The sequence below is a fragment of the Maribacter sp. ACAM166 genome (assembly GCF_005771495.1).
Taxonomy (GTDB): domain Bacteria; phylum Bacteroidota; class Bacteroidia; order Flavobacteriales; family Flavobacteriaceae; genus Maribacter.
The window spans coordinates 25,907-40,705 of sequence record NZ_VAUW01000015.1 but is presented as its reverse complement, the minus strand read 5'-3'; the positions used below and the strand labels follow the sequence as shown (position 1 = coordinate 40,705).

7 protein-coding genes and 1 pseudogene are annotated in these 14,799 nt (G+C 35.9%); 5 read left to right on the top strand and 3 right to left on the bottom strand.

Annotated elements, in window-relative coordinates; genetic code table 11:
• Positions 1 to 6 precede the first annotated feature (6 nt).
• The 5 genes and pseudogenes from ES765_RS11745 (at position 7) to ES765_RS11725 (ending at position 7,459) form a co-directional block, all read left to right on the top strand.
• Positions 7 to 2,412 carry a 3-hydroxyacyl-CoA dehydrogenase/enoyl-CoA hydratase family protein gene (locus ES765_RS11745; protein ID WP_138114515.1) on the top strand — a complete coding sequence of 802 codons (2,406 nt, stop codon included), beginning with the start codon at positions 7 to 9 and terminating at the stop codon, positions 2,410 to 2,412.
• Positions 2,413 to 2,456: 44 nt separating this feature from the next.
• Positions 2,457 to 2,802: pseudogene (locus ES765_RS11740) on the top strand (four helix bundle protein).
• A 39-nt stretch (positions 2,803 to 2,841) separates the two neighbouring features.
• Positions 2,842 to 4,032: an acetyl-CoA C-acyltransferase gene (locus ES765_RS11735; RefSeq protein WP_138114514.1), complete on the top strand. Its 1,191-nt coding sequence runs from the start codon at positions 2,842 to 2,844 to the stop codon at positions 4,030 to 4,032.
• Positions 4,033 to 4,103: 71 nt separating this feature from the next.
• Entirely contained in the window at positions 4,104 to 5,915 is a 1,812-nt protein-coding gene (locus tag ES765_RS11730; RefSeq protein WP_138114513.1) for an acyl-CoA dehydrogenase family protein, read from the top strand.
• Positions 5,916 to 6,016: 101 nt separating this feature from the next.
• The gene (locus ES765_RS11725) at positions 6,017 to 7,459 is read left to right on the top strand and encodes a pyridoxal phosphate-dependent decarboxylase family protein (RefSeq protein ID WP_138114512.1); all 1,443 of its coding nucleotides are present in this window, start codon (positions 6,017 to 6,019) and stop codon (positions 7,457 to 7,459) included.
• Positions 7,460 to 7,686: 227 nt separating this feature from the next.
• Here the strand turns inward: ES765_RS11725 and ES765_RS11720 are convergent, their stop codons facing one another.
• From ES765_RS11720 to ES765_RS11710, 3 genes are all read right to left on the bottom strand, one after another.
• The gene (locus ES765_RS11720) at positions 7,687 to 8,574 is read right to left on the bottom strand and encodes a type IX secretion system membrane protein PorP/SprF (protein WP_138114511.1); all 888 of its coding nucleotides are present in this window, start codon (positions 8,572 to 8,574) and stop codon (positions 7,687 to 7,689) included.
• Between the two features lie 27 nt (positions 8,575 to 8,601).
• On the bottom strand, positions 8,602 to 11,988 hold the full coding sequence (locus ES765_RS22720) for a thrombospondin type 3 repeat-containing protein (protein ID WP_138114510.1): 3,387 nt from the start codon (positions 11,986 to 11,988) through the stop codon (positions 8,602 to 8,604).
• 930 nt (positions 11,989 to 12,918) lie between these two features.
• Entirely contained in the window at positions 12,919 to 14,721 is a 1,803-nt protein-coding gene (locus tag ES765_RS11710) for a glycoside hydrolase family 15 protein (RefSeq protein WP_138114509.1), read from the bottom strand.
• Positions 14,722 to 14,799 lie beyond the last annotated feature (78 nt).

The window sequence follows — 14,799 nt, the reverse complement described above, 5'->3', positions numbered from 1 at the left end:
AAGTAGATGAACAAGCACATTAAAAAAGTAGCGGTAATTGGTTCGGGAATTATGGGTAGCGGTATAGCCTGTCATTTTGCTAATATTGGCGTAGAGGTTTTATTGTTAGATATTGTTCCACGTGAACTAAATGATAAAGAAAAAGCAAAGGGATTAACATTGCAAGACAAAGTTGTTCGTAATAGAATGGTAAACGATTCTTTGGCAGCAGCCTTAAAATCTAAACCTTCTCCTATTTATCATCAAAAATTCGCAAGTCGTATCACTACCGGTAATATAGAAGATGATATTGCTAAAGTGGCCAAAGTTGACTGGATAATTGAGGTTGTTGTAGAACGTTTGGATATTAAAAAACAAGTGTTCGAAAATCTTGAAAAACACCGTACTCCAGGAACATTGATTACTTCCAATACCTCTGGTATTCCGATTAAATTTATGTCGGAAGGTAGAAGTGAAGATTTTCAAAAACACTTCTGTGGTACACACTTTTTTAATCCTGCACGTTATCTTAAACTTTTTGAAATAATTCCAGGTCCAAAAACTGATTCTAATGTATTAGAGTTTCTTAATGGGTACGGTGAAAAATATTTAGGTAAGACTTCAGTAGTCGCTAAAGACACTCCTGCATTTATTGGTAATAGAATCGGAATTTTCAGCATCCAAAGCCTTTTTCATATGGTTAAGGAAATGGGTATGACCGTAGAAGATGTTGACAAACTTACAGGCCCAGTAATTGGTAGACCAAAATCGGCCACCTTTAGAACGGTAGATGTTGTTGGTTTAGATACGTTGGTACATGTTGCTAATGGTATCTATGATAATTGCTCTGATGATGAACGTCATGAGTTGTTCAAATTACCAGATTTCATCAGTACAATGATGGAAAATAAATGGTTGGGAAGTAAAGCTGGACAAGGATTCTATAAAAAAACGAAAGATTCTAAAGGAGCAACAGAAATTTTGACCTTAGATTTAGATACGATGGAATATCGTTCTAAAAATAGCGCAAAATTTGCGACATTAGAATTGACTAAAACTATCGATAAAGTTATTGATCGTTTTTCTGTGTTAGTCGGAGGAAAAGATAAAGCAGGTGAATTTTACCGTAAGAGTTTCGGTCAATTGTTCGCTTATGTTTCACATCGTATTCCAGAAATATCAGATGAAGTTTATAAAATTGATGATGCCATGAAAGCTGGTTTTGGCTGGGAGCATGGTCCATTTCAAATTTGGGATGCAATCGGTCTAGACAAAGGTTTGGAATTCATTGAAGCTGAAGGTCATAAAGCTGCACAATGGGTACATGATATGAAAGCTAGCGGTAATACCTCTTTTTACTCTATAAAAGAAGGAAGCACTTATTTTTATGATATTCCATCAAAGTCCATGGAAAAAATACCAGGTCAGGATGCTTTTATCATTTTGGATAATATTAGAAAATCTAAAGAAGTATTTAAAAATAGCGGTGTAGTTGTTGAAGATTTAGGTGATGGTATTCTTAACCTAGAATTCCAATCTAAGATGAATACTATTGGTGGCGATGTTTTAGCGGGATTAAATAAAGCTATTGACATAGCCGAAAAAGATTTCCAAGGATTGGTAGTTGGTAATCAAGCTCCCAATTTCTCAGTAGGTGCAAACATCGGTATGATATTCATGATGGCCGTCGAACAAGAATATGACGAATTGAATATGGCTATTAAAATGTTCCAAGATACAATGATGCGCATGCGTTATTCTTCAATACCAACTGTTTCCGCTCCACATGGTATGACCTTAGGTGGTGGTTGTGAGCTTTCGTTACATGCAGATAAAGTAGTTGCTGCTGCAGAAACCTATATCGGTCTTGTAGAATTCGGCGTTGGTGTAATACCTGGGGGAGGTGGTTCTAAGGAATTTGCCGTTCGAGCTCAAGATACTTTCAAGAAAAACGATGTCGAACTAAATGTTCTACAAGAGTACTTTCTTACTATAGGTATGGCCAAGGTTTCAACTTCCGCCTACGAAGCTTATGACTTAGGTATTCTACAACATGGTAAGGACATCGTGGTTGTGAATAAGGACCGTCAAATCGCTACTGCGAAATCTCACGCCAAACTAATGGCAGAACAAGGATATACCCAACCCATAAAACGATCAGATATCAAGGTTTTAGGGAAACAAGCATTAGGTATGTTCTTAGTTGGAACAGATGCAATGGAAGCGAGCCACTATATCAGTGAACACGATAAGAAAATTGCCAATAAATTAGCTTATGTAATGGCTGGTGGTGATTTATCAGAACCAACGTTGGTTAATGAACAATATCTATTGGATTTAGAACGTGAAGCTTTTCTTTCACTTTGTACGGAAAGAAAAACCTTAGAACGAATTCAACATATGTTGAAAACCGGTAAACCTCTAAGAAACTAGTTGTTTCAAGTTATGAGGTATTAGTATTGAGTAATTAGTTTAGAATGCATAAAGTAGAAGAATTGAAAATATGGACAAAAGCTATGGAATTAGCTAAGTCTGTATATCTGCTTGCAAGCGAGTTACCTAAAAAGGAAAAATTTGGACTAATTTCTCAAATAAAAATATGTTTAGTATCAATTCCCTCAAACATAGCTGAAGGAGCTGGTAGATTCTCAAAAGGAGTTTAAACATTTTTTAAGTATTGCAAATGGTTCAGCTTATGAATTACAGACGCAATTAATATTATTAATAGAATTAAATTTAATAACAAAAGAAAAAGTACAACCAGTAATTGAAGTTTGTATTGAAATTCAAAAAATGAATTATTCATTTCAAAAGACATTATAAATTTCAATACTTAAATCTAAATACTCAATACTACAAAAGATGAAAACAGCATATATAGTTAAAGCATATAGAACAGCAGTAGGTAAAGCTCCAAAAGGGGTGTTTCGTTTTAAGCGTACTGATGAGTTGGCAGCGGAAACCATCTCCTATATGATGAAAGAACTGCCTAATTTCGATAAGAAACGAATCGATGATGTCATAGTAGGTAATGCTATGCCCGAAGGTTCTCAAGGATTGAACATGGCTCGATTAATTTCGTTAATGGGACTTGACATTGTTGATGTACCAGGGGTCACAGTAAATAGATTCTGTTCTTCAGGAATTGAGACGATTGGTATCGCCACAGCAAAAATACAGTCAGGTATGGCTGATTGTATTATTGCCGGTGGTGCAGAAAGTATGAGCTCTGTTCCTATGACAGGTTACAAGACTGAATTAAATTACGATTTAGTAAAAGCAGGTCATGAAGATTATTATTGGGGAATGGGAAATACTGCGGAAGCGGTAGCGAATGAGTACAAGGTATCTAGAGAAGATCAAGATGAGTTTGCTTATAATTCTCATATGAAAGCACTACGTGCTCAAGCGGAAGATCGTTTTCAAGACCAAATCGTTCCGATTGAAGTTGAAGAAACATATGTTGGTGCTGATGGAAAAAAAACTTCTAAAAAATATACAGTAACCAAAGATGAAGGTCCTAGAGCTGGTACTTCAATTGAAATATTGAACAAATTAAGACCTGTTTTTGCAACGGGCGGAAGTGTCACTGCTGGTAATTCATCGCAAATGAGTGATGGTGCCGCATTTGTAATGGTAATGAGCGAAGAAATGGTAAAAGAATTAAATCTTGAGCCTATTGCACGTTTAGTAAACTATGCTGCTGCAGGGGTGCCTCCAAGAATAATGGGAATTGGCCCCGTAGCAGCTGTGCCAAAAGCATTGAAACAAGCGGGTCTAAAACAGGATGCTATTAAATTGATTGAATTAAATGAGGCTTTTGCTTCGCAATCATTGGCGGTTATTAGAGAACTTGGTCTTGACAAGAATATCGTTAATGTAAACGGTGGTGCAATTGCATTGGGCCATCCTTTAGGATGTACCGGAGCCAAATTATCCGTTCAGTTATTCGATGAGATGAGAAAAAGAAACATGCAGGGTCAGTATGGTATGGTGACCATGTGTGTTGGAACAGGCCAAGGTGCTGCTGGAATATTTGAATTTTTGAACTAAAAAGATTTATGCAATAGGTATTAAAAGAAAACTTAATACTTCTTACTTTATATACGTAATACAAGTTAAACATGAGTACAGAAACAGTTAATAAAGATATTCTTAGAGGGGGACAATTCCTTGTTAAAGAAACCAATTGTGAAGATGTTTTCACTTTAGAAGATTTGAACGAAGAGCAACGCATGATGCGTGACAGTACAAAAGAATTCGTTGATAGAGAACTTTGGGCGCATTGGGAACGATTTGAAAAGAAAGATTATGCATATACAGAAGAATGTATGCGTAAAGCTGGTGAGTTAGGCTTATTGAGTGTTGCCGTACCTGAATCTTATGGAGGTATGGGTATGGGCTTTGTTTCTACCATGTTGGTATGTGACTATATTTCTGGTGCAACCGGTTCTTTTAGTACTGCATTCGGAGCGCATACAGGAATTGGAACTTTGCCGATTACCTTATATGGTTCAGAAGAACAAAAGCAAAAATATGTTCCTAGATTAGCTTCTGGTGAGTGGTTTGGAGCCTATTGCCTTACTGAACCTGGTGCTGGTTCTGATGCAAATTCAGGAAAAACCAAGGCCGTTCTTTCTGACGATGGTAAATCATATAGTATTACAGGACAAAAAATGTGGATTTCCAATGCGGGATTCTGTAGTATGTTCATCGTTTTTGCACGAATTGAAGATGATAAAAATATCACAGGATTCATAGTTGAGAACAATCCTGAAAATGGAATTACTTTAGGTGATGAAGAAAAGAAATTAGGAATTCACTCCTCCTCTACCCGTCAGGTATTTTTTAACGAAACAAAAGTTTCTATTGAAAATATGCTCTCAACAAGAGGGAATGGTTTTAAAATTGCAATGAATGCTTTAAACGTAGGGCGTATAAAATTGGCCGCTGCTTGTTTGGATGCTCAGAGAAGGGTTATCGATGAAGCTACAAAATACGCCAATGAGCGAATTCAGTTCAACACTCCTATTATGAATTTCGGAGCTATTAAGTCTAAAATTGCAGACATGGCCACCAGTGTTTATGCTGATGAATCTGCCTGTTACCGAGCTGCAAAAAATATTGAAGACCGAATTGCTATTCGAGAAGCTGAAGGAAATTCCCATCAAGATGCAGAATTGAAAGGTGTTGAAGAATATGCGATTGAATGCTCTATTCTTAAAGTTGCAGTTTCAGAAGATTGTCAAAATACTACGGACGAAGGGATTCAAATATTTGGAGGAATGGGCTTTAGTGCAGATACACCAATGGAATCTGCTTGGAGAGATTCAAGAATTGCCCGTATTTATGAAGGCACAAACGAAATCAATAGAATGTTGGCTGTTGGTATGCTTGTAAAAAAAGCTATGAAAGGCCATGTAGACCTTTTAGGTCCAGCTACCGCTGTAGGTGAAGAATTAATGGGAATACCTTCTTTTGATACTCCTGATTATTCAGAATTATTTGCTGAGGAAAAAGATATTTTAAAAAGACTCAAAAAAGTATTCTTAATGGTTGCCGGATCAGCTGTTCAGAAATACGGACCTGAATTGGAGAACCACCAACAATTAATGTTAGCCGCTTCAGATATACTTATAGAAGTATATATGGCGGAGTCTACCCTATTACGTACAGAGAAAAATGCGAAACGATTTGGCGAAGAGGCACAGGCTACACAAATTGCCATGTCTAAATTATATTTGTTCAATGCAACAGAAATCATTATAAATAAAGGGAAAGAAGCTATTATTTCTTTTGCCGAAGGTGATGAGCAGCGAATGATGCTAATGGGCCTAAAACGCTTTACTAAATATACTAATTATCCGAATATAGTGGCTTTGCGTACACAAATTGCAGACAAAGTAGCCGCTGATAACGAGTACACCTTTGACTAATTCAGATTACCTTTTTGTTGTTTGGTAAATTGAATATAAACCGCCCTAATTGGGGCGGTTTTTTATTTGGTGAGCTTAGTTATAGCAACTAATTTTAACCCATGAATAACGAACTTCTTAAACAGGTATATAACCCTTCTCATTTTAAAAATAACGGTCATCTTCTTATTGACCAATTGGCTACACATTTAGACGATAAATTACATAAAAAATCTAGAAATGCTATCCCATGGAATGAACCAGATCAAGAATTACAGTTCTGGAGAGAATTTTTTATACATGGAGATAAAAATGACCTGTTTAAAGAAATTACCAATCATACAACGCATATACATCATCCCCATTATATAGGCCATCAAGTGAGCCCTCCTGCACCAATTACTGCGCTTACAGGAATGATCAGTTCCTTATTAAATAACGGCACGGCAGTTTATGAAATGGGAATGGCTTCAAATGCCATTGAGCGTATTGTTATTGATATTATTTGTGATAAAATAGGTTACAACACTAATTCTAGTGGGTTTTTAACCTCTGGTGGAACTTTAGCCAATCTTACAGCATTATTAAGTGCTCGAAAGGCTATTTTAAAACAGGATATTTGGAATAATGGTAACCAAACTCAGTTAGGAATCATGGTTAGTGCGGAGGCTCATTATTGTGTAGACCGTGCAGCACGTATTATGGGATTAGGAGAACAAGGAATTATAAAGATTCCTGTTACTAAAGAGTTTCGTATGAATACCGATTTATTAAAGTTAAAATTCAAAGAAGCAAAAGAAAAAGGAATTGAAATATTTGCAATTGTAGGTAGTGCACCTTCTACCGCTACGGGAATTTTTGATGATTTGACAGCTATTTCCTCCTTTGCAAAAGAACATGACATATGGTTTCACGTTGATGGAGCCCATGGTGGAGCCGGTATTTTTTCTAAGAAATATAAGTACACGGTAAAAGGAATAGAAAACGCAGATTCTGTTGTTATTGACGGACATAAAATGATGATGATGCCAGCACTAACCACAGCCTTGCTGTTTAAAAATGAAGTACATGCTAAGACTACTTTCAGCCAAAAAGCAGATTATTTATTGTCAGATTCTGAACATGAAGACTGGTATAATTCTGGAAAGAGAACTTTTGAATGCACAAAAAATATGATGAGCATTCATTGGTTTACCCTACTAAAACTATATGGTGAAGAAGTATTCGATGCCAATGTCACCAGTTTATATGATATGGGAGCTGTCTTTTCAAAACTCATAGAAGGGGAACCTAATTTTGAGTTAGCATTAAAACCAATGTCTAACATTGTCTGTTTTAGATATTGTGAACCAGGCTTGAATACCGAAAACCTCAACGAATTAAATGTAAAAATTCGCCAAGCACTTTTACATGATGGCGAATTTTATATTGTACAAACTAAATTAAATGGTATTCAGTATATGCGTATCACGGTCATGAATCCTTTTACTAAGACAGTACATTTACAGCAATTATTGAACAAAATAAAAATAGAATCAAAAGATATATTATCTAATGGCCAATAATTATACAAGCATTCCAATCTTCAATATTAAAATACCTTACAAATCCTTATAGGCTTCATTCTTTATACAATTTATGGACATGTTTTAAAATTTAATAACATCTCCCAATACATTAAAAATTAATTCTTAAATGATCACCTATACTTAGATTGGATTATGTACAAAAAAAGAGAGGTATTTAAAATACCTCTCTTAATTCTATATAATTATGTGATTACTTAGCTAAGTTAAAATTTAAATCTAAGTAACAGTTCATTAGTATTACCTATATCAGCCAATTGCTTTCTAGTACTCACTTCATAAGCATATCCTATTAGGAGTCGCTTTTTAATGCTAAAATTTATCAGACCGGCAAAGGCTGAGTCTGTTCTATAAGAAGCTCCAATTTCAAAATCACTATCAAAGGAAAGCATAGTGTTGATATCCAAAGATACTGGTGCCCCGCTCACGTAACGCAATAAAGCGGATGGTTTAAGGGAAATCTTGTTCGATTTATTCAACATAAAATCATACCCCACAACGGCGTACATATGCGGCCTTGCCTTGGCTAATGTAACCAGACCATCTTCATTGTCTGCACGGTCTGTAGACAACATACGTGGAACTGCCAAAGAGAAGTGCCATTTATCAATATTAAGAAGAGCCCCGATCCCAATATTCGGATTAAAATTTGATATAGATGAAATATTTGGGTCGGCCATTTGATTATAGGTCATTAAACCTGCCGTGTTCACACTATAAAAATTACCTCCCGCTTTTAAACCCATGTAAAGATCTGCTTTTTCAGAAATTTTTAATCTATAGGAAAAATCGATTGCTGTAAATGTCTGTTTCTCAACAAAGGTCTGTCTGTTCAATATAGAGACTCCCATCCCTAAATTCTTGCCCAAAGTGGTACCAAATGAAACTAATTGAGTACTGGGTGCATCCTCTATCCCGGTCCATTGTTGCCTAAATGTACTTGTAATAACCGTTTCACCATTTACTCCCACATAAGCGGGGTTAAAAGCGTTCATATGGTATATATAATTAGTAACTACGCCTTCTTGTTGAGAAAACAGTGTACTACAGCCAAGCAGTATTACACCTAAAATTATATTTTTTATATTCTTCATGTTTGTTTTATGTAATTGGTTGTTCTACTAAAGACCGGTTATGTATAACCATCCATCTTGATCCACGCTACTATTTCCATCAAAATCTATCTGGAAATAATATGATCCGGCATCGGGTAATTTGTTGTTTAAGTTCTTGAATTGTCCATCCCAATCGTTTTGGTAATTCCTTGCAGAAAAGACTTCCTTTCCCCAAGAATTAAATACCCTTACCAAAGAATTTGGATAATTCTCTATATTATAGATTGTCCATGTATCATTAATACCGTCTCCATTAGGCGTAAAAGATTGTGAAACATTTAGTTCTACGGTATCACAAACATCACCCAGGCCATCGCCGTCCCTATCTTCCTGACCCGGGTTGAATTGGCTTGGACAATTGTCCAGAGAATCTTGAACACCATCCTCATCTGTATCTTTTTGACTAACTGAGCAACCATTACTATCTACACCTTCATCTTCGGGAGAATCAGAACACATGTCTAAAGCGTTACTAACACCATCAAAGTCACTATCCTTTTGGCTATCCGAACAACCATTAGCGTCTACCGTTTCTCCTGTTGGAGTATTTGGACACATATCAATGGCATCAGTTACACCATCGTTATCGGCATCCTTTTGGGAATCTGAACAACCGTTAACATCTACAGTTTCTCCTGTTGGAGTATCAGTACAAGTATCAATGGCATCAGAAACATCATCGTTATCGGCATCCTTTTGAGAATCTGAACAACCGTTAACATCTACCGTTTCTCCTATTGGAGTATCGGCACAGGTATCAATGGCATCAGAAACACCATCGTTGTCTGCATCTTTTTGAGAATCTGAACAACCGTTAACATCTACCGTCTCTCCTGTCGGGGTATCGGCACAGGTATCAATAGCGTCTGAGACACCATCGTTATCCGCATCTATTTGAGAATCTGAACAACCGTTAACATCTACCGTTTCTCCTGTCGGGGTATCGGCACAGGTATCAATAGCGTCTAAAACACCATCGTTATCTGCATCTTTTTGAGAATCTGAACATCCATTGGCATCTACAGTTTCTCCTGTTGGAGTATTATCACAGGTATCAATAGCATCGGAAACACCATCGTTGTCTGCATCTTTTTGAGAATCTGAGCATCCGTTGGCATCTACCGTTTCTCCTGTTGGGGTATCGACACAGGTATCAATAGCGTCTGAAACACCATCGTTATCCGCATCCTTTTGGGAGTCTGAACAACCGTTGACATCTATCGTTTCTCCTTCAGGAGTACCCAAGCAGTTATCTAAACTATCTTTTATTCGATCTCCGTCTTCATCTGGACTAGGCGTGCTTCTTTCATAACTAAAACCACCACCCCTGAACTCCTCTTCCCATGATAGAATTTTAACATCAATATAGATATCATCTGAAATTAAATGAAGTACAAATTCTCTATTTTCAAAACAAGGTGGACACCACTCTATAAACGACATGTCATCTGCCCAAGGTGAAAAATTAAGTGTTCCTAAATCTGCAGTGGTACCACGTGCCCATTCGGTATCTAAAGGCGATTGGTGGTCCATTTCACCGTAACTTGCTTCTTTAGCAATATTGAACAAGCTTTTATTAATATCTCTTGTTAATATTACATTATCCGTTAAAAAATCTTGATTCTCAGCTTCGGTCCAATCCGTATTGGATATTTTTTCTACAATGATTTTTGGCCCATCCCAGATAAATGCCAATGTGGGTACATTGTTAATTATTGGACTAGAATCACTTTCATTCCCCGCTAAATCATAGGCGGTTAAATGGTAATAATACGTAGTATTGGCTGTTAAACCCGTATGTTTATATTCAGTAAAACTACTGTTGTTAAGGTCTGTTACTAATATCATTGCATTTTCATCAGTACCTCCGTATATTCTGTAGCCTTTCGTATCATCAGTATTCGCCGTCCAATTTAAGGTAATGTTATTCAGACCTGCTACACTTGTAATTTCTACTGGTGTTAGTGGCTTGGTAACATCTGTACACCCATCTGGATCAACAATTTCACCTGCAGGTGTTTCTGGACAAGCATCCTCGTAATTGGCAACCCCGTCCTCATCATCATCCAAAAAATTTAAATTGATTGTACTATTGGCTTGGGCAATACTAGCGCTATTCGCATCTGAATCATAAATAGAGTTTTCATCTATTGGGGATATAGTGAGCTCCTCTGTTCCATGAATAATACCCTCAACATTTATACCTAAAACATAGGTATTTCCACTACCAGATATACTAGTGGGTGACGAAGAACCCAAGGTAGCATTGCCACCAGAAAGTGCAAATTGAAAGTCATCGGCTTCCAGAGTACCAGACCCTAAATCTGAATTAAAAACAGGCCTGCTCATAGTTACTGACACCGTTCCATCATTGGGTGAATGGATAATGGATGTTATAAAATTTGATACTATATTTCCAGAAACTACTATGGGATTCCCTAAATAGTTAGTTCCATTATTTTCAAAAGTATTATTGGAAATGGTTGTTTTATTGTAATTGTTAGTACTCCAACCTGGATTAATAATGGTTCCCGTATTTCCGGTAAAGGTATTCCCGTCAAAAAGCGTGTTATTGGTTCCTAAGGTACTTGCGCCCCAACCGTTATTTATCGCACTATAAAAAGAAAATAATTGATAGCCAGTATTATTGGTAAAGGTTGAGTTTAAAACCTGATACCTATTAAGTCCATTAAAAACTCCAATTTGATTGATATTATCCGTAAAAATACAATCATCAATTTTTACATAACGTTCTGTTCGAAATATTATCCCTGAATTGGAACTAAAAGTAGATCCGGTAACTGTTATTCTATTGGTGTAATCAGTTTCAATATCGGAGGTTGTATTAGGCGTAGAACCATGATCACTTCTAAACATAATGGCTGAATTGTTGTTAAATGTAGAATTGGAAATATTTAATGCAGAATTACCTTCCCAAGACACAAATGGCGTGCTATTGGTAATTCCTGTAAACACCATATCACTTGCATTTACGGTAGATCTAGATACATGGAAAATGTTTCCTTTATTGTACTCACTTGCGCTTTTGGTTGCCGTGAATCCAGAGATATCCAGCACAATGCCAGTATTGACAACAAACATTTTATACTGATTATCCCCAGAAATTTTAATAGCTGAAGGGCCAGGACCTGTAATGACCATATTACTGGCCACATTTGGAAGATTGGAGGTTAAAGTAAGCGTGCCAGATAGTCCAGAATCGAAAATAATTTCATTGATATTGATATCGGCATTGGCGGTAGTCATTGCCCAACGCAAGGTGCCAGAAGTACCATCATCCGCAAGCGAAGTTACCGTGGCAGTAGTTTGCGCCCAAGATGCCGAAAAACATAAAAGGGCAATTACAAAAGTTAAAACAGTGGTTTTTTTCATTCTTTTTGGTAATTAAAAATATGGATTGGTTAAAATTTTGCAGACTATTTATAATACTAAGATTATATCAAACAGACATTACAGCAAAATCAAATGTAGTATTATACCGACATAATATGTACTATACCTATTTTAAAGATGTGTAAATGCTCTATTCTGTTGTGTAGAGAACAATCAAGGAAGATTGTGTATTTCTATGATATATTATACAATCGAAAAAGACAGTTCTTTTTATCTGAAAAAATTTTTTTTCCATTTCTTGCAAAGACTTTAATCCTATTTTTTTTAATGTTCTTTTCTTAAACTGGGACATCTTCTAAGGGTATCTTTTTCACTACGTCATAAAATTAAAAAGAGTCATTTACGATGCTTTTTAATACTAAATTTTTACCTAACCGGAAAAGGTTACATGTGTTTTATAAGTAGTGTAGATTTCAAAATCATTATCTAAGAAAAACATAGTATTGACACCCGAAGACACTGGTGTCCCGTTCATGTAACACAAAATAATCGGATGGTTAGAAGGCAATTTTGTTTGATCGATTGAACAAAAAATCATACTCTGCAAAAAAATTCACATGCAACCTTGCGTTGGCCATCGTAACCAACCCGTTCATTGTCCATATATTTTGTAGACAACATTTGTATGGCTGCCTAAAAGAAGTGTCATTTATTGACCTTAAGGAAAGGACAATGATAATGTGGGTCAAAAAACCATCTTCTATCAAGGTTTTACTTTTTACACTCTTACCTTTTTAACTGTAGGAAGAGTAACCAAATCGAAAGTCTTGACTTAATAAAAATGATAAATGATGGGTATGAATTTTCAATTTGCACTCATCATATTAATATCATAAACTCGTTTACTATTACAAGTCACTCAAGGAGCTAACGTATTAAATAAAAGCTTTAGATCAGATTAAAACTATGTTATTCCCTTAGTGATTCCATCATTGCATCTTCACTTTCCTTTTTAGAAAAGTTAATGGCACACTCAATTAATGCCAAATGGGAATATGCCTGAGGGAAGTTTCCTAATAATCTTTTGGTCTTAAAATCAATATCTTCACTAAATAGACCTAAATGATTACTATACGTTAAAAGTCGTTCAAAATATTCTAGTGCTTTTTTACGCTCTCCAATTTTAAACAAGCTGTTTATGTACCAAAATGTACATACCGTGAAGGAAGATGATGGTAAACCGAAGTCATCTTCGTTCTTATAGCGGTACAGAAGTCCATCATTACTCAATTCTTTACCAATTGCATGTACCGTACGAACATAACGTTCGTCTTTGGCATTCACACACCCGTAAGACTCCATTAGCAATACAGAGGCATCCAAGTCTTTTGACCCATACGATTGGGTGTATGCACCTACTTCTTCATTCCAGGCATTATCATAAATATCTTGCCAAATTTCAGAACGTATGGGTTCCCATTTCTTAATTTTATGTTTTTTTCCTAGCATTTCTGCTACCTTAATAGCTCTATCTAATGCAGTCCAACACAATACTTTAGAGAAGGTAAAGTGTCTATCCTCTGTCCGGAATTCCCAAATTCCTTTATCAGCATCTTTCCAATTATTACTTACAATCCAGACAATACCTTTTGTAATTGCCCACAGGTCTTCACCATTATCAATGTCGACGCTAAATTTCACCATTTGCTCATAAATTACATCCATTAAAATACCATAGATGTCATTCTGTTTTTGATGATAAGCTGCATTACCGACACGAACAGGCTTAGAACCCTTATAACCTGCAAGATGATCTAAGGTTACTTCAGTTAACTTCTTTTCCTTATTGATACCATACATGATTTGCAGTTTCTCGGCCTTATCAGGTATCAAATCAATAATGAACTGTAGATATCGCTTTGCAACATTTTTATGTCCTAATTCTGAAACCACTTTAATAACCATTGATGCATCACGAATCCAACAGAAGCGATAATCCCAATTACGTACTTCTCCAATAGTTTCTGGTAAGGAAGTAGTCACTGCTGCCAAAACCGCACCTGTCTTGTCATAACTCAACAATTTTAAGGTTAAGGCACTTCTTGATATTTCTTCGTTAAACTTTTTATATGTTGGTGTTAAGTTGGACCAGTTTAACCAATACACTCTCGTATTTTGTAAATCTAAATACGCACGTTCAGTGGTGGGCAACAATAACTTTTCATTATAACCAATTAAAATAAAACCATCCTCTTTCAGCTCAATTTGAGTATTGTTTACAATAGTTTTCTTATCAAAGGATGAGTAAAGAAAAATAGTATCGAATTTTACTTCATGGGTAAGACTTGCTATAAAATCCTTTTTTATAAAAGATTCGGTTTTACCAAGAGCATATTCAAGCTTGGGGTCATGTACAACTGAAAACTTAGGCACACCCGACACATGTTTGAAATATCTGATTAATTCTGGTGGGGCATGATAAGTATTTCCTTCCTTTCTATAACGTGGCATAAAATCATGTATTTCAAAATGATCTTCTCCTGATTTAAAAGACGTTATTAATATTGTAGTGAAAGGTTCATATTTTTGAGATATAACATACGTATTGTCTACCCTAATTTCAAAACTACCTCCTATTTCTTCATCCAATATTTTTGCAAAAATAGATGGACTATCAAATTCTGGCAAACAACACCAATCTATGCTCCCTGTTTTTGAAATTAAAGCCGCACTTTTACAATTCCCTATAATTCCGTAATCTAAATTATCCATTTAATAAAAATCTTAATTCATATGAGGTTTCCATTGCTTTTACCCTCCTTTTTTCCGAAATTTAGATAAATAATTATC